At 74.2% G+C, this 25327-nt stretch carries 22 protein-coding genes and 2 tRNA genes; 12 read left to right on the top strand and 12 right to left on the bottom strand.

From position 1 onward, the window contains the following. Positions 1–129: 129 nt before the first annotated feature. The 3 genes from KM933_RS16035 to KM933_RS16025 all read right to left on the bottom strand — a co-directional run bounded on the left by KM933_RS16035 (position 130) and on the right by KM933_RS16025 (position 3987). Entirely contained in the window at positions 130–1587 is a 1458-nt protein-coding gene (locus KM933_RS16035; protein WP_221352670.1) for a glycoside hydrolase family 18 protein, read from the bottom strand. 145 nt (positions 1588–1732) lie between these two features. Beyond that, a complete protein-coding gene (locus KM933_RS16030; RefSeq protein WP_260333635.1) occupies positions 1733–3274 on the bottom strand; it encodes a sensor histidine kinase in 1542 nt (513 codons plus the stop codon). Further along, positions 3271–3987, bottom strand: coding sequence for a response regulator transcription factor (locus KM933_RS16025; RefSeq protein ID WP_221352668.1), 717 nt, complete (start codon positions 3985–3987; stop codon positions 3271–3273). The genes KM933_RS16030 and KM933_RS16025 overlap by 4 nt, the downstream gene beginning before the upstream one ends. A 109-nt stretch (positions 3988–4096) precedes the next feature. On the opposite strand from KM933_RS16025, the gene KM933_RS16020 reads away from it, so the two are divergent. Continuing rightward, the gene (locus KM933_RS16020) at positions 4097–4660 is read left to right on the top strand and encodes a hypothetical protein (RefSeq protein ID WP_221352667.1); all 564 of its coding nucleotides are present in this window, start codon (positions 4097–4099) and stop codon (positions 4658–4660) included. 24 nt (positions 4661–4684) lie between these two features. Here KM933_RS16020 and KM933_RS16015 read toward each other — a convergent pair whose 3' ends face one another. Further along, positions 4685–5560, bottom strand: a complete 876-nt coding sequence (locus KM933_RS16015) for a spermidine synthase (RefSeq protein ID WP_221352665.1) — start codon at positions 5558–5560, stop codon at positions 4685–4687. 99 nt (positions 5561–5659) lie between these two features. After that, positions 5660–6094 (bottom strand): hypothetical protein, encoded by a 435-nt coding sequence (locus KM933_RS16010; protein ID WP_221352871.1) that lies wholly within the window; start codon positions 6092–6094, stop codon positions 5660–5662. Between the two features lie 275 nt (positions 6095–6369). Here KM933_RS16010 and KM933_RS16005 point away from each other — a divergent pair, with 275 nt between their 5' ends. After that, positions 6370–8004: an NsdA family TPR-like regulatory protein gene (locus KM933_RS16005; RefSeq protein ID WP_221352663.1), complete on the top strand. Its 1635-nt coding sequence runs from the start codon at positions 6370–6372 to the stop codon at positions 8002–8004. A 95-nt stretch (positions 8005–8099) separates the two neighbouring features. Here KM933_RS16005 and KM933_RS16000 read toward each other — a convergent pair whose 3' ends face one another. Next, positions 8100–8696, bottom strand: coding sequence for a histidine phosphatase family protein (locus tag KM933_RS16000; protein WP_221352661.1), 597 nt, complete (start codon positions 8694–8696; stop codon positions 8100–8102). Positions 8697–8912: 216 nt separating this feature from the next. On the opposite strand from KM933_RS16000, the gene KM933_RS15995 reads away from it, so the two are divergent. The 7 genes from KM933_RS15995 to KM933_RS15965 all read left to right on the top strand — a co-directional run bounded on the left by KM933_RS15995 (position 8913) and on the right by KM933_RS15965 (position 15630). After that, positions 8913–9950 (top strand): phosphatase PAP2 family protein, encoded by a 1038-nt coding sequence (locus KM933_RS15995; RefSeq protein WP_221352658.1) that lies wholly within the window; start codon positions 8913–8915, stop codon positions 9948–9950. A 1-nt stretch (position 9951) separates the two neighbouring features. Next, positions 9952–11139, top strand: a complete 1188-nt coding sequence (locus tag KM933_RS15990; protein ID WP_260333647.1) for a hypothetical protein — start codon at positions 9952–9954, stop codon at positions 11137–11139. Continuing rightward, the gene (locus KM933_RS15985; protein ID WP_221352656.1) at positions 11130–12818 is read left to right on the top strand and encodes a hypothetical protein; all 1689 of its coding nucleotides are present in this window, start codon (positions 11130–11132) and stop codon (positions 12816–12818) included. The genes KM933_RS15990 and KM933_RS15985 overlap by 10 nt, the downstream gene beginning before the upstream one ends. Then, the gene (locus KM933_RS15980) at positions 12815–14149 is read left to right on the top strand and encodes an AAA domain-containing protein (RefSeq protein WP_221352654.1); all 1335 of its coding nucleotides are present in this window, start codon (positions 12815–12817) and stop codon (positions 14147–14149) included. Before KM933_RS15985 ends, KM933_RS15980 begins: the two co-directional genes overlap by 4 nt. A gap of 128 nt (positions 14150–14277) precedes the next feature. After that, the gene (locus KM933_RS15975; protein WP_221352652.1) at positions 14278–14643 is read left to right on the top strand and encodes a hypothetical protein; all 366 of its coding nucleotides are present in this window, start codon (positions 14278–14280) and stop codon (positions 14641–14643) included. 215 nt (positions 14644–14858) lie between these two features. Further along, the gene (locus KM933_RS15970; protein ID WP_221352650.1) at positions 14859–15566 is read left to right on the top strand and encodes a bifunctional DNA primase/polymerase; all 708 of its coding nucleotides are present in this window, start codon (positions 14859–14861) and stop codon (positions 15564–15566) included. Further along, positions 15557–15630: transfer RNA gene (locus tag KM933_RS15965), tRNA-Lys, on the top strand. The genes KM933_RS15970 and KM933_RS15965 overlap by 10 nt, the downstream gene beginning before the upstream one ends. A 57-nt stretch (positions 15631–15687) precedes the next feature. On the opposite strand, the gene KM933_RS15960 is transcribed toward KM933_RS15965, so the two are convergent. Beyond that, entirely contained in the window at positions 15688–16947 is a 1260-nt protein-coding gene (locus KM933_RS15960; RefSeq protein WP_221352870.1) for a M6 family metalloprotease domain-containing protein, read from the bottom strand. 611 nt (positions 16948–17558) lie between these two features. Between KM933_RS15960 and KM933_RS15955 the strand changes: the two genes are divergently transcribed. Then, the gene (locus tag KM933_RS15955) at positions 17559–19631 is read left to right on the top strand and encodes a putative bifunctional diguanylate cyclase/phosphodiesterase (RefSeq protein ID WP_221352648.1); all 2073 of its coding nucleotides are present in this window, start codon (positions 17559–17561) and stop codon (positions 19629–19631) included. Positions 19632–19685: 54 nt separating this feature from the next. Here the strand turns inward: KM933_RS15955 and KM933_RS15950 are convergent, their stop codons facing one another. Further along, positions 19686–20807, bottom strand: coding sequence for an LLM class flavin-dependent oxidoreductase (locus tag KM933_RS15950; protein WP_221352646.1), 1122 nt, complete (start codon positions 20805–20807; stop codon positions 19686–19688). A 165-nt stretch (positions 20808–20972) separates the two neighbouring features. Beyond that, positions 20973–21677 carry a maleate cis-trans isomerase family protein gene (locus tag KM933_RS15945; RefSeq protein WP_221352644.1) on the bottom strand — a complete coding sequence of 235 codons (705 nt, stop codon included), beginning with the start codon at positions 21675–21677 and terminating at the stop codon, positions 20973–20975. Positions 21678–21945: 268 nt separating this feature from the next. Here KM933_RS15945 and KM933_RS15940 point away from each other — a divergent pair, with 268 nt between their 5' ends. Further along, complete coding sequence (locus KM933_RS15940) at positions 21946–22704, top strand: IclR family transcriptional regulator (RefSeq protein WP_221352642.1); 759 nt, start codon at positions 21946–21948, stop codon at positions 22702–22704. Between the two features lie 106 nt (positions 22705–22810). Further along, positions 22811–22884 (top strand) — tRNA-Lys (locus tag KM933_RS15935). Positions 22885–22985: 101 nt separating this feature from the next. On the opposite strand, the gene KM933_RS15930 is transcribed toward KM933_RS15935, so the two are convergent. The 3 genes from KM933_RS15930 to KM933_RS15920 form a co-directional block, all read right to left on the bottom strand. Beyond that, entirely contained in the window at positions 22986–23606 is a 621-nt protein-coding gene (locus tag KM933_RS15930; RefSeq protein ID WP_221352640.1) for a lytic polysaccharide monooxygenase auxiliary activity family 9 protein, read from the bottom strand. Positions 23607–23753: 147 nt separating this feature from the next. Continuing rightward, a complete protein-coding gene (locus tag KM933_RS15925; RefSeq protein WP_221352639.1) occupies positions 23754–24461 on the bottom strand; it encodes a nucleoside/nucleotide kinase family protein in 708 nt (235 codons plus the stop codon). Next, on the bottom strand, positions 24448–25327 hold an 880-nt coding region (locus KM933_RS15920), incomplete at its 5' end, for an SPFH domain-containing protein (protein ID WP_221352637.1). The genes KM933_RS15920 and KM933_RS15925, both read right to left, overlap by 14 nt.

Genomic DNA, 25327 nt, shown 5'->3' with positions numbered 1-25327 from the left:
GGAGTGCCGCGCCCCGCGGCGTACCTGCGCACGCCCCGGCCGGGTGGGGGGAAGGGGACCGGCCGGGGTGCGCGACCCCCGCGCGGGCATGACCTCCTGCGGGGGCGTTCGGGGAGTGCCGGCTACTCGTTACTTGTAGGCGGCGAACGCCTTCGAGAAGGCGTGGGCGTCCTGGAGGACCGAGCTGCAGGTCGCGTCGGCGGCGGGCTTGGTGCCGCCGGGGCACTGCTTGTCGCGGGTGGCGGACCACAGGGAGAGCCAGCCGATCCCCTTCGCCCTGGCGAACTCCACGAGCTGGGTGGCGTCGCCCACCTCGAAGATCTCCGTCGTCACGTCGTTCACCCCGATCATCGGGGTGACGGCGACCGTCTTCCAGGCGTCGGCGTCGGAGAGCCCGAGGACCCCCTTGAGCTGGGCCTGGGTCGCGGTGGCGGCCTGCTCCGCGTAGGTGCCCATGTCACCGCTGTAGGCCGGCCCGTAGTCCATCGCCATGATGTTGACCGCGTCGATGCCGACGCCGTTCGCCCTGGCGTCGGCGAGCAGGCTCACCCCGTCCTGGGTGAGGCCCTCGGGCATCACGGGCAGGGTGAAGGAGACGTCCAGGCCGGGGTGTTCGCCCTGGAGCTTCGCGATCGCCTGCGCCCGGCGGGTGTTCGCCGCCTTGTCCGGGAGCGCGCCGCCCTCCACGTCGAAGTCGACCTTCGTCAGGTCGTACGCGTCCACGACCTCGCCGTACGCCGCCGCGAGGGCGTCGGCCGACGAGCAGTTCAGCGCGAGTTCGGAGCCGGCCGCGCCGCCGAAGGAGACCCGGACGTCGCCGCCCTCGGCCCGGAGCCCGCCGATCTGCGCGGCGACCGCGTCACTGGCCAGCTCCGTCACACCGCCCCACTTGGGGGTGCAGCCGCCGCCGTCCGTGACGAAGGCGAGGTTGTAGTCCTTCACCCCGGTGGCCCCGGCTGCGGCGAGCAGGTCGAAGGCGGGATGAAGGGAGGTGTCGACGTAGGGCGCGAAGCGGGCGGTGGCGCCGGTGCCGCTGCCTGGGCCCGTGGTCCCGGAGGGCGTGGCGGTCGGGGTGGCCGTGGGGGCCGCCGTCGGTTCCGCCGGGTCCGGTGCGGAGGTCGGGGACTGCGTCGGGCGGCCGGAGGGCTCCGGGGTCGCCCCGTCGTCCACCGAGCACCCGGTGCCGTCGACGACACAGCCGGTCGGGTCGCCGGAGCCGTTCACCACGAAGCCGACGGTCACCGCCTCGCCCCGGGCGAGCCCGTCCTTGTCCCAGGCCGGCGGCTTCACGGTGACGTGCTGCCCCCTGACCTCCGACTCGGCGTTCCACAGCGAGCCGAGCCTCGCGCCGGACGGCAGGTCGAACTCCAGCGTCCAGTCCGCCTCGGTGCCCGCGGTGTCGTTCGTCACGACGTACTGCGCGGTGTAGCCCGTCGACCAGTCGCTGGTCCTGGTGTAGGCCGCGCCGACCCCGGCCGCCTGCGCCGTGCCGGAGAACACGAGGGCTCCGCCGCCGACCACGGCCGCCGCGACCACGCCGCCCACCGCCTTCTTCCTGCCACTGGTCATGCGCCGGTGCGTGCTCATCGCGTGCCTGCTTCCGCTGCTCACTGGGTCCCCGGTCCTCCGCTGTGCGCGGAAGGACCCGAGGAGGGGTGCGGGCAGCACGCTAGCGAGCCGGAATCGGGCAAAACCCCCGATCCGGACGGCGGCCGCGGATCTTAGGGTGCACTTAAGGAAGGGATCGGGGACGGTTAAACCTCGCGCCCGACCTGTCAGACCTGCCTGATCTGCCCGACCTGCCTGACCTGCCCGACCTGCCCGGTCCGTCCGGCCCGTCCGATCCCGCCGGTCTGCGCCGGCGCACCGCGCCGCGGTGGCCGCGCCGCTCCGGCTCGTGCCCGTCCAGCTGGATCCAGATCCTGACCTCGGTCCCGCCCAGGACGGACCGTCCGATCCGCACGTCCCCGCCCGTCGACTCCGCGAGCCGGCGCACGATGTCGAGTCCGAGGCCGGTCGAGCCGTCGGCGCCGGACCCGCGGCCGCGGGCCATCGCCGCCTCCGGGTCGGCTATCCCCGGGCCCGCGTCCGAGACGAGCACGATCACCGCGTCCTCGCCGTTGTGCACGTCGACCGCGAAGGCCGTGCCCTCGGCGGTGTGCCGGAACACGTTCCCCAGCAGCGCGTCGAGCGCGGCGACGAGGTCGGCGCGGGCCACCGGTATCCGCACGGGCCGGTCGACCCCGGCCACCCGCACCTTGCGTCCCTCGTCCTCGGCGAGCGCCGACCAGAAGTCCATGCGCTCCCTGACGACCTCGGCGGCGTCGCACCCGGCGCCGGCCCCGACCGCCGCGGTCTGCGGCTTGGCGTCCCGGGCCGTGCGGATGATCGTGTCGACCTCGCGCTCCAGCTGGGCGACCGCGGCCCGGGTCTGCTCGGCGGCCGGCCCGTCACCGAGCGAGGCCGCGTTCAGCCGCAGCACGGTGAGCGGCGTACGCAGCCGGTGCGAGAGGTCGGCCGCCAGCTCCCGCTCGTTCGCCAGCAGTTGCACGACCTGGTCGGCCATGGAGTTGAAGGCGACCGCCGCCAGCCGCAGCTCGGTCGGCCCCTCCTCGGGCACCCGGGCGCCCAGCTTCCCCTCCCCCAGCTGGTGCGCGCTCTCCACCAGGCGCTGCGCGGGCTGCACCATCCGGACCCCGAGCCGGTCGGCCACCGCGACCGAGCCGACGACGAGCGCGGCCCCGACCCCGGCGAGGACGGCCCAGGCCGTGCCCACGCCGTTGGTGACCTCCGACTCCGGGACGTACACCTCGACGACCGCGATCGCGCCCGAGCTCAGCGCGACGGGCTGCAACAGCGTCGATCCGCCCGGCACTTCGGCCGTGGAGGCCCGGCCCAGTCTGCGGGTCGCGGCGATGTCCTTGTCGGTGGCGCGCTGCCGCCCGATGTCGACGGCCTGCTGCTTCTGCCCGGCGCCCGCGGCGTCGCCGGCGCCGCCGCCACCGGTCGCGTCACCGCTGCCGGTCGCGGCGTCGCCCGCGGGGATGTGCACGGCCATGCCCGCGTCCGACGCCGCCGAGGCGACGACCCGCTCCAGCTCCTCCCGGTCGGTGGTGATCGAGAGCGCGGGGGCGACGGCGGCGGCCTCCCGCTCGGCGTTCGAGAACGCCCGGTCCCGCGCCATCTCCCTGATCACCAGCCCGAGCGGGACCGCGAAGGCCACCACGACCATCGTGGTGACGGCCACGCAGACCTTCACCAGTGCCCACCTCATCGCCCCGGCCCCGGCGTCTCCCCGGGCCCCGGCGGCTCCAGCTTCACGCCGACCCCGCGCAGGGTGTGCAGATAGCGCGGCCGGGCCGCCGTCTCGCCCAGCTTCCGCCGCAGCCAGGACAGATGGACGTCGATGGTCTGATCGTCCCCGTAGGACTGCTGCCACACCTCGGCGAGCAGTTCCCTGCGCGCCACGACGACACCGGGCCGCCCGGCCAGGAAGGCCAGCAGGTCGAACTCGCGGCGGGTCAGGTCCAGCCGCACGCCGTCCAGTTCGGCCTGGCGGCGCAGCGGGTCGATGGCGAGACCGCCGACCCGGATCTGCGGCGGGGGCGGCGGCTCCCCGGCCGAGGACCGGGCGCGGCGCAGGACCGCCGCCATCCGCGCCGACAGGTGCTCGACCGAGAACGGCTTGGTCAGGTAGTCGTCCGCGCCGTCGTTCAGCAGCCGGACGATCTCCGTCTCGTCGTCCCGCGCGGTCGCCACGATCACGGGCACGTCGGTGATGCCGCGCAGCATCTTCAGCGCCTCCGACCCGTCCAGGTCGGGCAGGCCGAGATCCAGGATCACGACGTCGAAACGGAAATGGGCGACCTCGCGCAACGCCTCAAGAGCCGTACCGACACTGCGCACCGTGTGCGCGGCCTCGGTCAGGTGGCGGATGAGGGCGGAGCGTACGAACTGGTCGTCCTCGACCACGAGCACACTTGCCATGAGCCGCACCGTACGCCATACGGGGAGACCGGTCGGGGGCCTGTGGACAACTGCCCGGACCGCGGGCACGCGCGACACGCACGGGGCTCGTGGGGCAGGATGGCCCGCGATGCGCAGAGGACTCGTACACGTACTGGCTTGGTCGCTCGCCACGGGCGCGGCGGTCACGCTGTCGTGGTGGGGTGTGCACACGGTCATGACGGGCACGGCCTACGACCCGCCGCGGGCGCTGCCGATCACGGCGGACGGGGGCGGCGGAAGCCCGCAGGGATCCAGGCCGCTGGCCTCCTCCACGGCCCGGCCGCCCGAGTCCCCGGCGCGGGTGACACCTACTCCGCCGGGGAGTCGTGAGCCGAGCGCGAGCCGTTCGCCCTCGGCCGTACCGTCCTCGGCCCCGCCGTCCCCGTCGCCCTCGAAACCGGCGGACCCCACCCCGAACGCGGGTGCCTCCGGCGAGGTGCGCGGCTACGACACCGAGGGCGGCCGGGCCGTGTTCGAACTCGGCACGGCGTCGGCGTCACTGGTGTCCGCGACGCCCGCGTCGGGGTGGTCGATGCAGGTGTGGAAGACCGAGAGGTGGATCCGGGTGGAGTTCTCCGCCGGGGCGGACCGGGTCTCGGTGTTCTGCACGTGGCACGACTCCGCGCCGCGGGTGGAGATCAACGACTACTGATACCGAGCCCCCTTGCTGGGCTCCCTACCGGAAGGCGGACGGCGGAGGGGCGGGGGACGCCACCGCCGACGCGTCCGTCACCGGGGCCGCCCCGCCGGTGAAGTCCAGGAGCGGTCTGCCGTGTTCGACCCTTGCGGAGTGGGGGTCGGAGGCCGCCCGGCGGGTCAGGTCCTGGAGGGGCAGCGGACGGTCCGAGGCGACCAGGACGGCATTGCCGAAACGTTTACCCCGCAGGACCGCCGGGTCGGCGACGAGGGCGAGTTCGGGAAAGACGCCGGCTGCGGTGGCGATCTGGCCGCGCAGGTGCGCCAGGGGCGGACCGTCGGTGAGGTTGGCGGCGTACACGCCACCGGCCCTGACGACCCTGCGTACGTCGGTGAGGAACTCGCCGGACGTCAGGTGCGCGGGCGTACGCGCCCCGCTGAACACGTCCGCGACGACGAGGTCCGCCCACCCGTCCGGCACCTTGGCGAGCCCTTCGCGCGCGTCGGCGGACCGCACCCTGATCCGGGCGTTCGGGTCCCACGGCAGCTCCCGCCGGACCAGCCGGACCAGCGCGGCGTCCCGCTCGACGACCTGCTGGGTGGAGCGGGGGCGGGTGGCGGCCACGTACCGGGCGAGGGTGAGCGCGCCGCCGCCGAGGTGCACGGCGTGCACGGGCCTGCCGGGCGGGGCGACGAGATCGATGACGTGCCCGAGACGGCGCTGGTACTCGAAGCCCAGGTACGCCGGGTCGTCGAGGTCGACATGGGACTGCGGGGCCCCGTCGACGAGCAGGGTCCACCCCCGCGCCCGCTCCCGGTCGGGCAGGAGCTCGGCAAGCCCTCCGTCCACCTCCTCGACGACGGCCGGGCTCCCGCCACGCCTGTCACCCGCCCGTTTGTTCCTCGCCCTGGCCATCTCCCCATTATCGACCGCGCGGAACGGGCCCGCCCGGCACCCGCCCCTCCCGGCGGGCCCGCCGGGCCCCGCAGGGCTCCGCCGGGCCCCCGCCGGGCCTCAACAGCAGTTGTCCGCGGCCTCGATCAACCGCGCCGCCTCCCCCAGCGCCGCCCGCAGCGCCGCGGGGTCGGTGGCCAGTTCCGCCTCCTCCTCCGGCGGCAGCAGCCAGTCCGAGCCCTCGACGGGCGGCTCGGGCGCCGGCCGGGCCCCCCGCCCGCCGGTGCGCGTGCAGACGCTGCCCGGGACGTCCCAGGCGGAAGCCGTGCCCGGCGGCACCAGGAACCCGAGGGTGTCGCAGCTGCCGTCGTGCAGGACCGGTCCGACCGACTCGGCGGGGGCGCCCCGCCGCAGGATGTCGACGGCCTCCAGTCCCTGCCGGGCCGGCACGGTGACGAGGTCGCACGGGCCCCCGGGGGTGGCACCGGCACCCCCCCGCTCACCACCGCACGGCTCTCCCGGAAGGCAGCAGCCGACGCTCCGCCCGGTCTCCATCCTGGCCTCCACCACGGAACCCTCCTCGATCGAGCACACCACATGGTTCAACGCTCCATCGCGTCGACGGCTACGGCGAAAACCGACCGCAAAGGATGGCAGTTGATGGCAGAACAGGTATGAGATATCCGTTTTGTAACTAAATCCAGTATGGCGATCTTTTCGCAGCGAGTAGGTTCGTGCCCGCCGGAAACACAGGCGCGACCCGATCGGCCACACGGTCAACTCGTGCCGTTCCCGGCCTGGTTCGACGGTTCGCGAGAGAGGACCCGGCCATGACGTCGTCACCGATGCCCCCGTCGCCCCGGCCACCGCAGCCGCTGCAGCCGAACCTCGCCTTCCGGCGGCTGCGCGGAAGGCGCTCGCCGGGCGAGTTCGCCGCGGCTGTGCGGCGGGCGGCCCGGGAGATCGACGAGCAGGTCAGCTGCGACGCGCGCTACATCGGGCGGGTCGAGGCGGGCGAGATCCGCTGCCCCAACTACGCGTACGAGCGGGTGTTCCTGCACATGTTCCCCGGCCGGACGCTGACCGACCTGGGCTTCGTACCCCGTTCGGCGGTGCGCGGGCGGGGGGCGCGCACCGCCGAGCAGGCGCCCGCAGCACACACCGAGAGCCCGCCGCGCACTCCGCGTGAGACGGACGGTTCCCATGAGCCGGACGCAACGACACACTGCACGCACGACCCGCACGACCCGCACGGACTGCACGGCGCGCACGACGCACAGGACCTGTACGACCCACACATCCCGTACGACCCACACATCCCGTACGACCTGCACGTCCCGCAGGACCCACACGTCCCGCAGCACCCATACGTCCCACAGGACCCGAGCGATCCTCGCGACCCGCACGGGTCCGACGATCAGAACCACGAGGAGAGCGACGTGCGACGTCGCGCATTCATGAGCGGAGGAACCGCCGCCGTGGCGGCGGCCTCCCTGGGCCCCTGGGGGCCCGCGTTCCGCGGTACGGCCGAGGCCGCGCCGCGTTCCGCGCACCGGAGGGGCGGGGCAGGGCCCGAGGCCGGAGCGCTGGAGGAGACCGTCCGCAGGATCCGGCTGCTGGACGACCGGCACGGCGCCGACGGCCTGTACCGCAGGGCGGCGGCCCCGCTGCGGGCCGCGTACGCCCTGCTGGAAGCCGGGTCGGCACGCCGGGCGGCCGCCGAGCGGCTGCACGCGGGGGCCGGCGAGCTGGCCGTCTCCGTGGGCTGGCTGGCGCACGACTCGGGGCGTTTCGACGACGCGCGCTCGCACTACGCCGAGGCGCTCGCGACGGCCCGGGTCGCCCTGGACCCGGCCCTGGAGGCGCACGCCTTCTGCAACATGTCCTTCCTGGCCCGGGACGCGGGACGGCCGCGTGAGGCGGTGCGGGCGGCGCAGGCGGCCCAGTACGCGGCGCGCTCCCTGGGCTCGGCCAGGCTCCTGTCGTTGCTCGCGCTGCGTGAGGCGGGGGGCTGGGCGGGGCTGACCGACCGGACGGGCTGCGAGCAGGCGCTGGTGAGGGCGCGGGCCCTGTACGGGCGCGGGCCGTGCGACGCCGATCCGGAGTGGATGAGCTTCTACGGGGACGCCGAACTGGCGGGACTGGAGGCCCAGTGCTGGTCGGCGCTGGGCGACTGGCCGCGCGCGGCCCACCAGGCGCGCCGGGCGGTCCGCCTCCAGGACCCGCACTTCACCCGCAACCTCGCCCTGTACACCGCCGAGCTCGCCGACGACCTGGCCCGCGCCGGGCACCCCGACGAGGCCGCGGCGGCCGGGCTGCGCGTCCTGGACCTGCTGGACGAGGTCCAGTCGTCCCGGGTGCGGACGATGCTGGCGGGAACGGCCAGGGTCCTGCTCCCGCACCGCCGCGCCCCGGAGGTCTCGGACTTCCTGGAACGGCACGGAGCCCTGCCCCGGCCCGTCTGAGCCGGACGGCCCGGGCGGGACACGGACCGCACGAGGCCCGGCCCGAGCGGGTCCCGGTCCGAGCGGGGCGCGGTCCGAGCGGGGCGCGGTCCGGGTCACACGGTCAGGTGGCCGCAGTCGTTCCAGGTCTCGATCGCGGGCTCCCCGTAGGCCCACCCGAGGACCGAGAGGGACGTGGGGCTGAGGCGGACGCGGGCCGCGAAGTCGAGGCCCAGGCCGAGCCAGCGGGCGCCGATCGAGCGCAGTACGTGACCGTGGGCGAAGACCAGCACGTCCCGCTCCTCCGAGCGGGCCCACCCGACGACCTCGTCCGCGCGCGCGGAGACCTCGGCGAGGGTCTCGCCGCCGGGCACCCCGTCCCGCCAGATCAGCCAGTCGGGGCGGTCGGCCCGGATCTCGTCGGGGGTCATGCCCTCGTACGCCCCGTAGTCCCACTCCATGAGCGCGTCCCAGGTGGTCGCCCGGTCCCCGAAGCCGGCCAGGTCGCACGTCTCACGCGCGCGCACGAGCGGACTGGTGCGGACCTCCACGCCGGGGAGCCCGTCCAGCGGCGCCCGGTACAGGCGCTCGCCCAGCAGCTTCGCGCCGTGTCTGCCCTCCTCCAGGAGCGGGATGTCGGTCCTGCCGGTGTGCTTTCCGGACAGCGACCATTCCGTCTGTCCGTGCCGGGCCAGCAGGATGCGCGGTGCCATGAAAAGGGCCTTTCCGGGGGGATCGGGCGGTGTCGTCGGTGAACCGCGGAAGAACGAGGGATGGAGCACTCCATCATCGCTCACGTGCGCACGGCGCAACCCGGCGGCCGATCTCTGCGTCTTCGAGCACCAGGGGGCGCTCCCACGAAGGAGGCGCACAGACCGTACATTGGTCCGCGGCAATGCCGCCGGGGGAGCAGGAGGGGGAGGGATCGGATGCTGCGGACCGATGCACCAGTCACCGAGGCGGCACCGCGCACCCGCCTCCGCTGGTGGACCGAGCTGCCCCTGATCCTGTTGGTGTACGGGGCGTACTCGGGGGGACGGCTCCTCGCACGCGGGGACGTGACCCACGCCGTCGACCACGGCCTGGCGATCCTGCGGATCGAGAAGTTCTTCCACCTCAACGCCGAGCACCCGCTGAACCGCCTGTTCACCCGTGAGCCCTGGCTCGGCATCCCGGCCGACTTCTGGTACGCCTCGCTGCACTACATGGTGACGCCCGCCGTCCTGATCTGGCTGTTCCGCTCCCGTGCCGTGCGCTACCGGGCGGCCAGGACCTGGCTGATGACGTCCACGTTCCTGGGCCTGATCGGTTTCACCCTGCTGCCGACCTGCCCGCCGCGGCTGCTGTCGGCGAGCCACGGGTTCGTCGACACGATGGCCCAGTACAGCGACTACGGCTGGTGGGGCGGCGAGGCGAGCGCGCCCCGCGGGCTGGGCGGCATGACCAACCAGTACGCGGCGATGCCGAGCCTGCACTGCGGCTGGGCCCTGTGGTGCGGCGTGATGCTGTGGATGTACGGCGGCACGCGGCTCACCAAGGTCGCGGGGGTCCTCTACCCGCTGATCACCACGATCGTGGTGATGGGCACCGCCAACCACTACTTCCTCGACGCGGTCGCGGGCTTCGCCGTCATGGGCGCCGGCTTCCTGCTCGTGCGGCCGGTGCTGCGGCTGGCGGACACGGTCCGGGCGCGGTACGGGATCCGTCCCTTCCCGCTCGCCCCCAGGCCCGCATCCGCACCCGCACTCACGTCCACGCCCGCATCCGCACCCGCGCCCCGGGGCCCGAAAACCGCCTCGTACGGCACAAGTTCCTCAATTGTCAGTGCGGAGTGCCAGACTTCGCCGGGTGAACGACTTCCCCGACAGCGCAAGGTCCCAGCCGTCCCGGGTCCCGCCGGCCCGGGAGCCGAACCGGAGCCGAGTCCCGCCGGCGCAGGGGACGAGACTCCGGCAGCGGCTCGCTGAGCTGCGGGGCGCGACCGTCCCGCCGCAGCCGCTGGACGCGCGCGCCCTCGCGGCACTCGCCGCGAACCCGGGATGCCGGCGGCGCGCGATCCTCGACGGGGCCGGCGTGAACAAGGCGGTGCTGGCGAGCGCGCTCGGCGCGCCGTCGGCCTTCGGGCAGTCGCAGTTCGCGTTCATGCGGGGCAACGCCTTCGAGGCGCGGGTCAAGGCCGACGGCGGCGCGGAACTGCTGCGGCTCGTGCACGAGAAGCTGGACCCGGGGGCCGAACCGCCCGCGGCGGGCGCCGTTCCCGACCTCACCGCCGTCGGCCCCGAGGGGCGCGCGGCCCGTACGGCACTGGCCCTGCGCGAGGCCGGCGCGACGGGAGGCTGGACGCTGCTCGACCACCCGTTGCTCACGCTGGACGTGGCGGGCTCCCCCGCCTTCCTTGAGCCGGACGCGGTGGTCGTGCACCCGGACGGGAGCTGGACGGTCGTCGAGATCAAGTCCTTCCCGATGCTGGACGGTTCGGCGGACGCGGCCAAGGTGGGCGCGGCGGCCCGCCAGTCCGCGGTGTACGTCCTGGCGCTGGAGCGGGTCGCGGCCCGGCTGGACCCCGCGCCCGAGGTCCGGCAGACGGTGCTGCTGGTCTGCCCGAAGGACTTCTCCAACCTGCCCACCGGGTCGGCGGTCGACGTCCGCAAGCAGCGTTCGGTGACCCGTCGTCAACTGGACCGGCTGACCCGCGTCGAGGACATCGCCGACGCCCTCCCCGAGGGCACCTGCTTCGCCCCCGACCTGCCCGCCGCCGAACTGACGGCCGCGGTGGAGTCGGTCCCCGCGACGTACGCCCCCGAGTGCCTCTCCGCCTGCGAACTGGCCTTCCACTGCCGGGCCCGCTCCCGCGCGCGGGGAGCGGTGACCACGCTGGGCCGCTCCCTGCGCGCCGAACTCGGCTCCCTGGCCTCGGTGGACGAGGTCCTGTCGGCGGCCCGGGGCACCTCGGGCGACCCGACCGACCCGACGGTGGCGGCCCTGCGCAGAGCGGCGGCACTCCGCGCGGAGGCACTGGGCACCCGTACGACGGCCCCCGCGAGGGACCCTGCAAGGGGCGCGGGGAACTGCGCGACCAGCCACGGCGCCGCCGCGGTCAACGAACCACAGCCCGCGCGGCGGACCGCCGGCCGATCGGGGACAACATGTCCCTGATCACCACCCTCGCCCGGCTGGAGGCCGTGGACACCGGCAGGGCCCAGCCCCTCGCCACGGTCCGCCACCGCCACCTCTCCGACCGCCCCCTGGTCCTCGTACCGCTCACCACCGCGGGGGAGGCCGGTGCCCCCCTGGGCGCCCTGGTCGGCACGGACCGCGACGAGCCCCGGCTGCTCGTCGTGCCCCAGCCCCGCGACCGCGACCTGAGGTTCGCGTTCCTCGCCGAACTCGCGGACGTCGTCCTGCCGTACATCGACGACCACGCGCGGGAGGTCGAGGCGGCCGAGCGCAGCGAGACCGACCCGGAGACCGGCAAACGCGTCAAGGTGGAGGTCGAACTGTGCGCGGAGGCGGCGCAGTTGATCGTGCCGAGCCGCGCCGGCATCGACCTCGTACGGCTGCTGGGCCGTTCCATGCGCTTCCGGCGCACCGCCGAGCAGGACCCGGAGGCCCCGCACCCCGCGCCGCCGCGCGTACCGCTGCTCGGGCGGTGGTTCACGCACTACGGGGAGCGCGCGCGGGTGCCCGGCTCCTCGCTCCTGCTCGCGCTCACGGACGTGCTGTCACGGCACTGGGCCACCGGCCAGTCCACCCTGGAGGACCAGCACCTGGGGGCGCTGCTCGCCTGGATCGACCCGCCGGACGGCGGGTCCGGCGCCGAGGCGGCCCTGCGGGCCGAACTGCTGCGCGACGCCGAGGGACAACTGGTCTGCCCGCCCGCCGGGCCCGCCACCGATCCCGCCTTCGACAACAAGCTGCTCGCCCCCGCCATCGAGCGCTACGACCGTGCGCGTACGGCGCTCGCGGCCGCCGAGGACGGTGTCGAGGCGGACGACCGGCTCGGCGAACTCACGGCCGCCGAGCGGCACATCCGCGAGCTGGTGGCCAGTCGCACCCGACCCACCTGGGACGCGGTGTGGCGCGGACTGGACCTGCTGCGGGCCCTGCCCGAGGGCCCGCGCGCGGCCGACCGGTGGACCCGCGACCGCTGGTCGTTCACCGGCCACCGGGACCGCGTCCTGGCCGGCGAGCCGCCGCAGCCGCGCCGGGACGACGCGGTCACGGCGGCGAACAAACTCGCCACGCGCGAGCGCGAACAGGCCCGGCTGGAGGCGCAGGAGGCCCTCGACGACCCGCTGGTGATGGCCGGGCGCCGGCTCGCGGGCGAGGCGTTCGCGGGCGAGGTCACGGATGTCGTGATGGCGTACGGCGAGGGGAAGCGGCCGAGCCCGCGTCCCCTGGTGACCGTCCGCACCGACGACACCCCGCACCTCGGCGAGCGCGTGAAGGTCTACCGGTCCCTCGGCGGGAAGCCGCAGGCGGCCGAGTTCGTGGGATACGAGGAGGACGGCGCGACCGGCGCGGGCACATCGCCGCCCGGGCCCGAGTCCACGTCCGGGCCGGGGTCCGGCCCCGGGTCCGGGTCCGGGTCCGGGTCCGGCGGCACCCTCGTCGTGCTGCGCGTCCTCGACAGGATGGGCCGCGGCAGGGAACCCGAGCCGGGGTCCGTCCCGGAGAAGGGCGACCTGCTCTGCTTCACGCTCTTCGAGCACGAGCAGCGGGGCGGCGCGAAGCTGCCCGACCCGGAGGACACGCCGTGGACGCACGGCGGACCGCCCGGCGGGACCGACACCGCCCCGCAGCCCGACGCCGTGACCGACGAGGACATCCTGTGACCACCGTGTTCGACCCGGGCGCCGAGGCCGCCCGCGCCACCGACGCGATCCTGCGCGACACCCTGCACGGGGCGCACCGCGGGGTCGTGGTCGACTCGCCGCCCGGCGCCGGCAAGTCCACGCTCGTCGTGCGGGCCGCGCTCGAACTGGCCGGGGCCGGACGCCCGCTGATGGTCATCGCCCAGACGAACGCGCAGGTCGACGACCTGGTGCTGCGGCTCGCCGAGAAGGACCCGGACCTGCCCGTCGGCCGGCTGCACAGCAGCGACTCCGACCCGTACGACAAGGCGCTCGACGGGCTGCCGAACGTGCGCAAGTCCGCGAAGGCGGGCGACCTCGCCGGACTGGACGTGGTCATCTCGACGGCGGCGAAGTGGGCGCACGTCAAGGGGGTCGAGCCGTGGCGGCACGCGATCGTCGACGAGGCGTACCAGATGCGTTCGGACGCGCTGCTCGCCGTGACCGGGCTGTTCGAGCGGGCGCTGTTCGTGGGCGACCCGGGCCAGCTGGACCCGTTCGCGATCGTCGGCTCGGAGCAGTGGGCGGGGCTGTCGTACGACCCGTCGGCCTCGGCCGTGACGACGCTCCTCGCCCACAACCCCGAGCTGCCGCAGCACCGGCTGCCGGTCTCCTGGCGGCTCCCGGCGTCGGCGGCGCCGCTGGTCTCGGACGCGTTCTACCCCTTCACACCGTTCCGCAGCGGCACGGGGCACGGGGACCGGCGGCTCGCCTTCGCCGTGGCGTCGGACGGCTCGGGCCCCGACCGGGTCATCGACGAGGCGGCGGAGTCGGGCTGGGGCCTGCTGGAGCTGCCGCCCCGGCACACCCCGCGTACGGACCCGGAGGCGGTCTCGGCCCTCGCCCTGGTCGTACGCCGTCTGCTGGACCGGGGCGGCGCGGCGACGTCGGAGCGCTCGCCCGACCCCGTTCCCCTGACGGCCGACCGGATCGCCGTCGGGACGGCCCACCGCGACCAGGCGGCGGCCGTCCGCGCGGCGCTCGCCGACCTGGGCGTCCCGGACGTGACCGTGGACACGGCGAACCGGCTGCAGGGGCGCGAGTTCGACGTGACCGTCGTGCTGCACCCCCTGTCGGGCCGCCCCGACGCGACGGCCTTCCACCTGGAGACGGGCCGCCTGTGCGTCCTGGCCTCCCGCCACCGCCACGCCTGCATCGTCGTCTGCCGGGCCGGCGTCACGGACCTCCTGGACGAGCACCCCTCCACGGAACCGGTCCAGCTGGGGGTCACGGTGAAGTTCCCGGACGGCTGGGAGGCGAATCACGCGGTGCTGTCGCACCTCTTCGAGCACCGGGTGACGGGGGAGGCTTGAGGGGGCGGGTGTGAGGGGTGTCTCCGGTCCGGCCGGCCGGTGCCCCGGGCCCTCTTGCGCGCCCAAGGGACAATGGACGGTGGCCCGTCCACGAGGAGGGGCCGATCCCCGTACGAGGAGGAGAAGTCATGGCGGAGCCCACGCCGCGACGGAACGAGCCGCGGCTGCGCCCCGCGCCCCTGCTCTTCGAGCCCGCGGAGGCCGCCTCCGACCCGGAGCACTTCTTCGCCCTGGAGTCGATGGACGACCCCCGGGCGCTGCTGGCCCGCGCCACGGAGCTGACGCACGCGTTCCGCGCGGCGGCCGACCGGGCCGTCGAGTTCCAGGCGATGGCCGCCGCGCAGCTCGCCGATCCGCGCCGGTTCGACCGGCTGACCACCGCGGCGATCGCCGAGCGGGCCGAGTGGACCGAGGACTACGCGAAGAAGATGGTCGAGTTCGGCCGGGAGCTGCTGCGCGGGGCGGACGCGGAGGGGTACGCGGACCCGGTCTGAACGGCTCCTCCGGGCGGGCCGGGGCGGGGGCGGGGGCGCCCCCGCCGGCCCGCCCGGCGGCACCCTCCGCCCGGCCGCACCCTCCGGCCGCGCGTCCTTCACGGAACCGACTACGGCATATGCCGGGCAGGCAAGATACCCCACCTCGCCCCGCCTGTCCCGAATTCCGGTGACCCTGCGGAACCTCCTGCTCACCCGGAGTACTCCTGATTGCCATGAGCAGCGATCGGAACCCGGTACGCACGGTCCCCCTCGGCACCCGCGACGGTGCCGTCGAGACGCTCCCGGACCTGTTCGACGAAACCGTCCGCCTCCCCGGAGCCCCGGCGGCCACCGGGGCCACCCCGGAAGGGGCCGCCTGGCTCGCCTCCGCGGGCCGGTACCCCCGCAGCACCCGCGTCCTCTGGGAGGACCGGCCCACCGCACCGGTGGTGCTGGCCTGCGGCTCCGTCTTCGACGTCGTCAACACACCCGCGGTCTTCGGCCGCCTCATGCTGGACCGGCTGTGGGACGAGGGCCCGGGCACGGGCCCGGTGGCCGCCCACCGCGGCCGGATGCTCCTGTTCGCGGCCCCGGGCACGGCCCAGCGCCTGCCCTCGCTGCTGGAGTGGGAGGCGCGCGGCTCGGGCGGCGCCTCCGACCGCGGCCGGGCCATCCCGCCGCTCCTCTGCCACGGCACCGGCGACGCGGTCACGGTCCCCGCCCCGATCCCCACCGCCCGCCCCGACTCCCGCTGGCTCGTCGCCCCGGACACCCGTGAGCCCTGGCTGCCGGGACCGGAGGTCATGCTCTGGGCCGCGGTGCGTGCGGCCCGGTCGGCGGCCCGGCGGCGGTTCCCCGCACCCTCCCCCGCGGCGCCGGTATCGATTTCTCTCCCCGCCGATCAGGATGCTAATGTCTACGACGTCAGCAGGCGCCGCTAGCTCAGTTGGTTAGAGCAGCTGACTCTTAATCAGCGGGTCCGGGGTTCGAGTCCCTGGCGGCGCACAGACGGTGAGAAGCCCCTCGCGGAAGCGAGGGGCTTCTCACGTTCCCCACCCACCCTCAGGCGCGCCCCCGCCCGTGCCCCGTGGAGATCGTCACCGTCCACGACCCCGAGATCGTCCGGTCGTGCACCTCGATCCGTACGCCCTCGCCCGGCACGGTGAAACTCTCCCCGATGCCGACCGGCGCGTCCGCGAGCGGCCCGTAGACCGAGTCGTCCCAGCAGTCCCCCGACCCGGGGTGCGCGTCGACGACCTCGATGGGCCCGCGGCCGGACTGCGCACCGCCGCGCACGCGGTACACCAGCACGCCCTGCGTACAGGCCGCCCGGTCGTTGCCGGCCGGCCCCCGCACCTCGAAGGCGAGCGCGCGGTCCCGTGCCGTCCGCACCACCGCGAGTTTCCGCCCGCCCTCCGACCCGAGCCCCGCCCAGCCGGGACCGGCCCCCGGCACACCCCGGTGCCCGGCGGCCTCCGCGCCCGCCGCGGTCGTCCCGGGTCCGGCCGCCAGCGGTTCGAGCGTCAGCCGCACGCCCCGGCCGCCCGCGCCCCGCACGCACGCCACCTGGCGCGGCTCCAGCCACCCCAGCTTCCACTTGTGCCAGCCGAAGAGGTCCGGGGCGAGCCCGAACTGGCTGCCCATGAGGTCCCAGTCGCCGACGTACGTGTCCCAGTCGCCCTTGCCGTCGGCGGGCCGGTGGTAGAGGTCGGGCAGGTCGAAGACATGGCCGGTCTCGTGGGCCAGGACCAGCCGGTCGGGCGGATGCTTCTCGAACACCGTGACGATCCGGTGGATGTCCTTCCCGTCGGCCCGCAGCGGCACCTCCATGTTCACCACCTTCGTCGCGTCCGAGTCGACCCCGGGGGCGTCCGGATCGGCGACGAAGTAGACGACGTCGTAGCGCGAGAAGTCGACCCGGCGGTCCGCCACCGCGAGGGCGTCCCGCAGGTACGAGGAGCGCGCCGCCGCGTCCCAGTCGCGCCGTATGGCGTACGCGGTCGAGGCCCGCGGCATCCGGATCCACTCGCGGAGCGGGTGCGGGCGCAGCCGGAACTTCCCGTACGAGGCCCGTTCGAAGAAGCGGCTGGTGGCCGGGAAGTGGTCGGCCGCCAGCTCGGCGGGGCCGGTCAGCGGCTCCGCGTCCGGGAAGGAGAGGAAGACCATCACCGCGTCGAGACGGCGGGTGGGCCGCGGATAGGCCCCGTTCCAGCTGTCCAGGCCCTCGGAGTGGTGCGCCGCGGTCCGCTGCAGGGCGCACGGCATCGAGAGCGGCACGGCGACCGAGGGCCCGGCCAGGGAGGTGGCGGCGAGCGCCGCCATGGAGGTGAACACCGCCGCGGGCCCCCGCCACCCGGTTCGCCACCCGGTTCGCCACCCGGAGCACGAGCCGCACCGTCCCCCGCACCACCACCCCCCGTACCACCACCTCCCGTACGACTCTTCGTACCGCCCTCCGGACGCGCGGTGTCCACGAGCGTGCCGACGGGGCCGGCCTCCGCCACGGGCGAGCCCCTCGGGGGGGAGCAGACGCGGCACGTCGACCTCCGGATGCGGAATTCGGGATACCGCACCCAGCCTGTGCTGTTTTGTTCGGTTAAGCCCTGTTTATCTAAACCAAAGGGGTGAGGATGCCGACATCCGATCGAGAACATCGGGGAGCACATGGGGGGCGCCAGGACGCTCAGACGCTTCGCACACTCACGGAACGTCACAAGTGATCGGTCGGTGGAGGAACGCGTCCAGGTGCGGGCAGAAACGATCTGTCAGAAAAGGGTGCCGGTCCGGGACACTGGGCAGTAGCTGGAAGGGCCAACGGCCAGCCTCTATGATCGGCACACTTTCCTGCGCGGACACGGCTGGAGCGGCCGTCCACCACCGGCCGACCCCCGACGAGACCTGTACGACGAACGAGTGCACAGCGGGAGCGAACGGTGAGCGGAACGTCCGATGGGCCGGCGCCCACGGCAGACCTCGTTCGGTCGGCCGTCACAGAAAGTGATATTTCAACTTCTCCACGCGCCGGGACCCCTTCCCTGGAGGAACGGGCCCGGCGGGTCGAGCCGCTGGTAGACCCCCTGATCGATCCCCCCGTCGATCTATCGGCCGGCCTTCCGGTCGGCCTCTCGACCGAGTTCCCCGTCGGTCTGGCGGCGGGGCTGCCGGCCCGGCTCTCCCCCGTCCCGGTCGCGCCCGCGCCACAAGCGGAGGCGGCCGCGGCGGCGGACACGGACGTCGGCGCCCGTACCTTTCGAGCCACCTTCGCCGCGTCCCCCCTCGCGATGGCCGTCGTGGACCGCGAGGGCCGGGTCGTCACGGCCAACGACACGATGGCCGCGCTGCTCGGCACGGCGGCCGACGGGAGCGGTCTCGTCGGCCGGATCGCCGCCGACCTGGTGGACCTCGCCTCGGACGTGCGGACCTGGCACGCCTACCGCGAGGTGCTGCGCGGCCGGCAGGCCAGGCTCCGCTGCACCCGGCGCCTCAAGCACCCCGACGGCCACTCGCTCTGGGCGCAGGTGACGGTGAGCCCGCTGCCCGAGGAGGAGCGGGCCGTGCTGGTCTCGGTCTCCGACATCAGCGGGCGCCGCGAGCTGCAGGCCCGGCTGCGCCACCTGCAGATGCACGACCCGGTGACCCGGCTGCCCAACCGCACCCTCTTCTTCGAGCGGCTGTCGGCCGCGCTGGAGGCGGAGGCGTACGAGGAGTCCGGCACCGGCCGCATCGGCCTCTGCTACCTGGACCTCGACGGGTTCAAGGCGGTCAACGACACGCTCGGCCACCGCATCGGCGACCGGCTGCTCGCGGCCGTCGCCGAGCGGCTGACGCGCTGCGCGAACGAGGCCGGGTACGCGAGGACCGCCACCCCGCTGGTCGCCCGGCTCGGCGGCGACGAGTTCGCGCTGCTGGTCGAGGACTCGACGGGTACGGAGCAGCTCGCGGACCTCGCCGACTCCGTGCTGAAGTCCCTCCAGGTGCCCTTCGACCTGTCCGGGCAGCGGCTCTCGGTCTCGGCGTCGATCGGTGTCGTGGAGCGGCACGCGGCCGGCACCACCGCGACCGGACTGATGCAGGCCGCCGACACGACGCTGTACTGGGCGAAGGCCGACGGCAGGTCCCGCTGGACGCTCTTCGACCCGGAGCGCAACGCCCACCGCATGACCCGCCAGGCACTCTCCTCCACCCTGCGTCCCGCCGTCGAGCGCGGGGAGTTCACCCTGGAGTACCAGCCGCTGGTGTGCATGGAGGACGGGTTGCTGCGCGGCGTCGAGGCATTGGTGCGATGGAATCATCCTCAGTTCGGCACACTGACGCCGAATCGGTTCATCGGACTGGCGGAGGAGGACGGGTCGATCGTGCAGCTCGGCCGCTGGGTGCTGGCCACCGCCTGCCGCCAGGCCCGCCGGTGGCAGCTGGACCACCCGGACGCGGAGCCGATCTTCGTCAGTGTGAACGTGGCGGTGCGGCAGGTCTGGGACTCCGACCTGGTGTCCGACGTGGCGGCGATCCTCTCGGAGACCGGGCTCGCGCCGCACCTCCTCCAGCTGGAGCTCACCGAGTCCGCGGTGATGGGCTCCGCGGGCCGGCCGCTCCAGGCGCTGCAGGCGCTCAGCGACATGGGCGTGGGCATCGCCATCGACGACTTCGGCACGGGCTACTCCAACCTCGCCTATCTGAGCCGGCTGCCGGTGTCGGTGCTGAAGCTGGACGGATCGTTCGTACGCGGCTTCCAGTACGAGAACGGGGAGCACGGGAGCGGGGACCACGAGGGCGGCGAGGACGGTGACGGCGCCGCGCCGCCCAACCCGGCCGACGAGGTCGTCGTCGAGGCGATGATCCAGCTCGCGCACCGGCTCGGTCTGACCGTCACCGCCGAGTGCGTGGAGACGGCGGGCCAGGCGACCCGGCTGCGGCGCATCGGCTGCGACACCGGCCAGGGATGGCTGTACTCCCGTCCGGTGTCGCCGGATCGTATCTCCGCACTCCTGACCGCGGCCCGCCCGTAGGTTCCGGCCACGGCACCCTGCGGTCCGGGTCTGCCCTCCGGCCCGGGGTCGTGCTCAGGCCGGGGGCGTCGTGGGCAGTCCGTAGGCGTCCGCGATCAGTTCGTACGAGCGCACGCGTACGGCTCCGCTGTGGGCGTTGGCCGTGAGCATCAGCTCGTCGGCGCCGGTGCGCTTTTGGAGGTCGTCGAGACCGGAGCGGACCTCGTCGGCGGTGCCGTGAAGGACGTTCGCGTTCCAGGAGTCGATGAACTCCCGCTCCATCGGGCTGAACGCGTACGCCTCCGCCTCCTCCGGGGTGGGCACCAGGCCGGGGCGGCCGGTGCGCAGCCGGACCATGTTCAGCGCGGCGGCCATGATCTGGCGGCGGGCCTCCTTCTCGTCGTCCGCCGCGAGCGCGGAGACGCCGATCAGGGCGTAGGGCGCGTCGAGCAGGGCCGAGGGGCGGAACGACTCCCGGTAGAGGTCGAGCGCCGGAATGGTGTTCTGGGCCGAGAAGTGGTGCGCGAAGGCGAAGGGCAGGCCCAGGACGCCGGCGAGGCGCGCGCTGAAACCGGAGGAGCCGAGCAGCCAGACCGGGGGGCGGTGCGGGGACTGGACGCCGCCGGGCGAGTTCGCCTGGACCGGGCCGGGGACCGCGTGGATGCGGGCGTACGGGTGGCCGTCCGGGAAGTCGTCGTCCAGGAAACGGGTCAGCTCCGCGAGCTGCTGGGGGAAGTCGTCGGCGCCCTCGTTCAGCCGCTCCGTGCGGCGCAGGGCCGCGGCGGTGGCGCCGTCCGTGCCCGGTGCCCGGCCGAGGCCGAGGTCGACGCGCCCGGGGGCCAGCGCCTCCAGCGTGCCGAACTGCTCCGCTATGACCAGGGGGGCGTGGTTCGGCAGCATCACACCGCCCGAGCCCAGCCGGATACGGGTCGTGTGGGCGGCCAGGTGGGCCAGGATCACGGCCGGCGAGGAGGAGGCCACGCCCGGCATGGAGTGGTGCTCGGCCACCCAGTAGCGGTGGAAGCCGCGGGCCTCCGCGAGGCGGGACAGCTCCACGCCGGTCCGCAGGGCCTCGGTCGCGGTGTGCCCCGCGCCGACGGTGACCAGGTCCAGGACGGAGAGGGGTACGGGAGCGGTGCCCCGCGCCTCGCCTCGGATCTCGTCGGGCTCGCTGGTCGGGTGGGCCGGTACCGGCACGGGGTTCCTCCTGTTGGTGCTCGCGTTGTCCGCGATCCTCAACAGGAGGTGGGCTCCGGTTATTCCGCCGCCTGCCGTCGCCGCCCGAGAGGTTCGTCCGCGGGTGCGCGGGGGCCGGTCGCGCGGTTCCCCGCGCCCCTGCAGGACAGGGGCGCGGGGAGGTCCTCACGCCTGGACGGGTGGCTCCTTCGTGAAGAGTGCGCCCAGCTCCGGTGCGTGCACCCTGCGGTCGGCGAGCCGCAGTCCCTCCCACACCGAGACCTGGCTCGCGGTGAGGACCGGCTTGCCCAGCTCCTTCTCCAGGGCCGGGACCCAGGAGGCCGTGTGCAGCGAGGTGTCCGGCAGCAGCACCGCCTCCGCCCCGTCGTGGTCCGCCGCGCGCGCCAGCGCCAGCACCTCCGCCTCCCCCCACGCGTCCGCCCCGGCACCCGGGACGAGGCCGGCGCCCCGTACGGACACCACCTCCAGCCCCGCGCCCCGCAGGAACGACGCGAACAGCGCGGTCACCTCGTCCGCACCCGTGGAGCCGATCGCCACCCGCGTCACCCCCAGCTCGCGTACGGCATGGAGGAAGGCGAAGGGCATGGAGGACGCCGGTACCCCCGCCACCAGGGCCAGCGCGCGGACCTGGTCGGGTGCCTCCTGGCCGTACGTGGAGCCGTCGTCGGTGGCGGTCCAGACCACCGCCTCGGCACCGGCCAGGCGCAGCTCCTCGACGCCGGCCCCGAGCCGGTCGGCCCGGTCCGTCCCCCGCGGTTCGTCCGTGACACGGACGACCTGGAGGCGGACGTCGCTGCCGAGGAGCTGCTCGATGCGCGGGTAGTCGTCCTCGGCCGAATGGCCCGGGGACAGGAATCCGAGTGCCGTCATGCCCAGCCTTTCTGTTCTTCCGCCGACGCGGGTGTACGGCGGTACGGCACGAGTACCCAGGCGGCGCGGTACGGCCCACATCGCGGGACGGCACGGCTTCCCGGGCCGAAGGGCGGGAACGCGCCACCAATCTCGCCGACTCCCCCTCCTCGCGGCCGCCCCGGCGGCTATCGTGGAAGGGGCCCGGTCGTCCGGGCCGCGTTGATGTGCGGGTCGATGCGCGCCGTGTCGACACGCACGCCGGACCGCAGAGCGCAGGGGGACCACCGTGGCGCTGAACAGCGAGTCGACCGCGCCGCGCCACTCCGCCCAGGACGCCCTGCGCGTCCTGGAGACCGTGGCCCGGCACACCACCGGTGTCACGGACGCCGAGCTCGCCCGCCACACCGGCCTCGGCACCGAGCGCCTCCCCTCCCTCCTGCGGATGCTGCGCCGGGAGGGGTACGTCGAACAGCTCTCGGACGGGGCCTACGTCACCGGGGACGCCTTCGACCGGCTGGGCTCCGCGCACGACCGGGAGGAGGCCCTGCGCACCCAGCTCCAGCGCAACCTCGACCGGCTGCGCGACTCGCTCGGCGCCGCCGTCTACATGAGCCGGTACGTGGACGGCGAGATCCACGTCACCCAGTGCGCGGACGGCCCCGCCACCCCGGCGGTCAACGAGTGGGTGGACTTCCGCTCCTCGGCCCACGCCAGCGCGATCGGCAAGAGCCTGCTCGGCCAGCTGGACCTCAACGGCCGACGCGACCACCTCTCCCGCCACCGGATGGCCCGGCTCACCTCGCGCACCATCACGAACGAGCGGGTGCTCCTGTCCCGGCTCGACGCCCAGGCCCCCACCGTGCCCGTGCTCGACCTCCAGGAGTACGCGGTCGGCACGGTCTGCGCGGCGGTCCCCGTCACGGCCGGGTCGGCCGTGGGCTGCCTCGCCCTCTCCCTGCCCCTGGAACACGCCCACCGGCTGCGCGAGGCGGCCGACACGCTGAACCGGGGCGCGGCACCGGTGCTGCTCTCCCTCGTGATCTGATCCGCCGCCCGGCCCGCGGCGGCACGCGCGGATGGTGCGGAGCACCCCCGCGGACCAGGTAGTATTTTCTTTGTCGCCAGCCGCGAGAGCGGAGGGCGGGAGTCACGCGCCGCTAGCTCAGTTGGTTAGAGCAGCTGACTCTTAATCAGCGGGTCCGGGGTTCGAGTCCCTGGCGGCGCACGGCACGAAAGGCCCTCGCGGGAGCGGGGGCCTTTCGCGTTGCCCGTTCCGACGGGGACTCGGAAAGGGCCGGAAGGTGACGTCAGAACCGGAGGGTGACGTCAGAAGGTGACGTCCGAGCAGGCGTAGAACGCGTTGCCCGTGTCGGCGATCGTCCACACCGCGAGGATGACGTGGTGCCCGCTCTTGCCGGACGGCAGGGTTCCGTTGTGCGAGAGCGTCGCCGGGGGCTGACCGCTGTAGGGCACGGTCAGGAACGGGGCGGTGTCCAGCGCGGACCGGCTCAGCGGCGCGTTCTGGTTCCAGCCGTTCTTGGTGATGTAGTACTTGAAGTCGGTCGTGGAGTGCCGTGCCGTGAACTGCCAGCGGAAGGTGTAGCTCTGCCCGCCGCTGACCCTGGTCGTGGGCCAGGCACCGCCCGAGGGGGTCGTCGCCTTGTCGAGCGCGCCGAACTCCGTGTGGTTGCCGGAGCAGATACGGCCGTCGGCGGGCCCGGCCGCCGGGAAGCCCTTGGGGCCCTCGACGCTCTGGGGCTCCCACTGGATGGAACCGCAGTTGGCCACGGTGCCGTTCTGGCAGACCTTCTGCCGGCTGATGGGGAGGTCGGTGTAGCCGTGGCCGGTGGCCCCGCCGCTGGAGAGCACGAACGCTCCGGTGGTGGCGAGTCCGACGGCGGTGGCGTACCACTTCAGCCGCTTACGGGGTGGGGAAGTCTCTCGCATGCTGCCGCTCCTGGAGAACGTGGGGGAAGTTCCGTGAGCCGTGCGCCGTGCGCGTGCATCGCGATGCGTGGGGTGGTGGTTCGGGTTCGATGACTCGGGTTTTCGGTGACTCAGGTTCGACGAATCAGGTCTAGACCAAGTATCAGATTATTGCCGCGTCTTGGATGTGTCCATATCAAAACCAAAGAAGGACGAGTCCATCCCCGTCGTGGTGAGGACGCGGTGGCACCGGTCCCGCGAGCTCTCCACCAGCTCCCCGTTGGGGTCGTCGTTGGTCGCGACCCAGTCCCGCGCCTCCCGCTCGTTCCTCCCGCCCGTCACGTGCCGCTCCAGCAGCCTCCGCTGCCGCACGTCCCCGGGTGCCGCCACGTACCAGCACTCCCCCATGAGCACGTACGCGTCCCGCCACCCCGGCAGATCACAGGCCAGGTAGTTCCCCTCCGTGACGACGAGCCGGGTGGCCGGGGGCACCACGTGCCGGGCGGCGACGGGCTCGTCGAGGGTGCGGTCGTAGTCCGGTACATAGATGTCGTGGACCGTCTCGTCCAGCACCCGGCGCAGCAGGTCGACGTACCCCCACACGTCGAAGCTCGGCTCGGAGCCCTTGCGGGCGGTCAGGCCGAGGCGTTCCAGCTGGGCGTTGGAGAGGTGGAAGCCGTCGAGCGGCAGATAGGCGGCGCCCTCGCCGAGGTGCGCGACCAGCGCGCGGGCGAGGGTCGACTTGCCGGCGCCGGGCGGGCCCGCCAGCCCCAGTACGGCACGCGGGGTGTCCTCGGTCAGGCTCCAGGCGCCGGAGGCGAGCTCGGCGAGGGTGCGCGGGACTTCGACGGGGGTGCGGTGGTCAGCGATCTCCATGCCCCGTATAGAACGCCACCGTCAGATCCTTGACCAGGGCTTTGCGCTCGTAGTCGTCCAACTCGACGAGGCCGCGCACGGTCAGCCGGGTCACCGTGTCCTCGACGGAGTCGACGACGGAGGTGAGGACCGTGTCGCGGTGCTGGGCGTCCAGCGCCGCGATCCGGCGGCGCTGCATCACGGCGGCGATCTCGGGCGCGTACTCCACGCCGAGCGGCTGCGCCGAGAACACCTGGAGGCCGACCGCCGCCGCGTCGGCGGCCACCAGACGGGTCAGCTCGTCGCTGACGGCCTCCGTGTTGCGCAGGGTGGCCGGTTCGACGCCCCTCGGGGCGGCCGGCGCGGGCCGCCCGGTCAGCGCGTTCGGCCCGACGTCGGCGGGCAGCCGGGCGAGCACCCGGGCGAGCGCCGCCTCCACGCACTCGCGCAGATACCGCTGGTGGTCCTCGACGCCGAGCGCGGCGCGGGCGGTGTCCCGCACCCGCCAGACGACGAGGACGACGACGCGCAGCGCGACCCCGTTCGCGTCGACCGCGGGCAGCGCCTCACTGCGCCAGTGCCGCAGCCGTACGTCGATCCGGCGGCGCAGCAGCAGCGGGTTCACCCACATCAGCCCGGTGCGCCGGACGGTGCCCCGGTAGCGGCCGAAGAGCCCGAGCACCCAGGCCCGTCCGGTGCGCCCGCGCGCCAGCCCGCCGAACCCGAACAGGCCCAGTGCCCCGCACCCGGCGAGCGCCGCCCACTGGGGGCCGCCGAGCCCGGCGCCCGCGCGCGCCGGCAGGCCCAGTGCCTCCACGGCGAGCGGCGGCAGGATCCCCGCCCACCACGACGCCAGGACGCACCCGGTCGCGCCGGCCGCGCCGGCC

It is taken from the genome of Streptomyces beigongshangae (assembly GCF_019710745.1).
Taxonomy (GTDB): Bacteria; Actinomycetota; Actinomycetes; order Streptomycetales; family Streptomycetaceae; genus Streptomyces; species Streptomyces beigongshangae.
The sequence above is the reverse complement of the archived record's forward strand: the minus strand, read 5'-3'. Positions and strand labels throughout refer to the sequence as shown.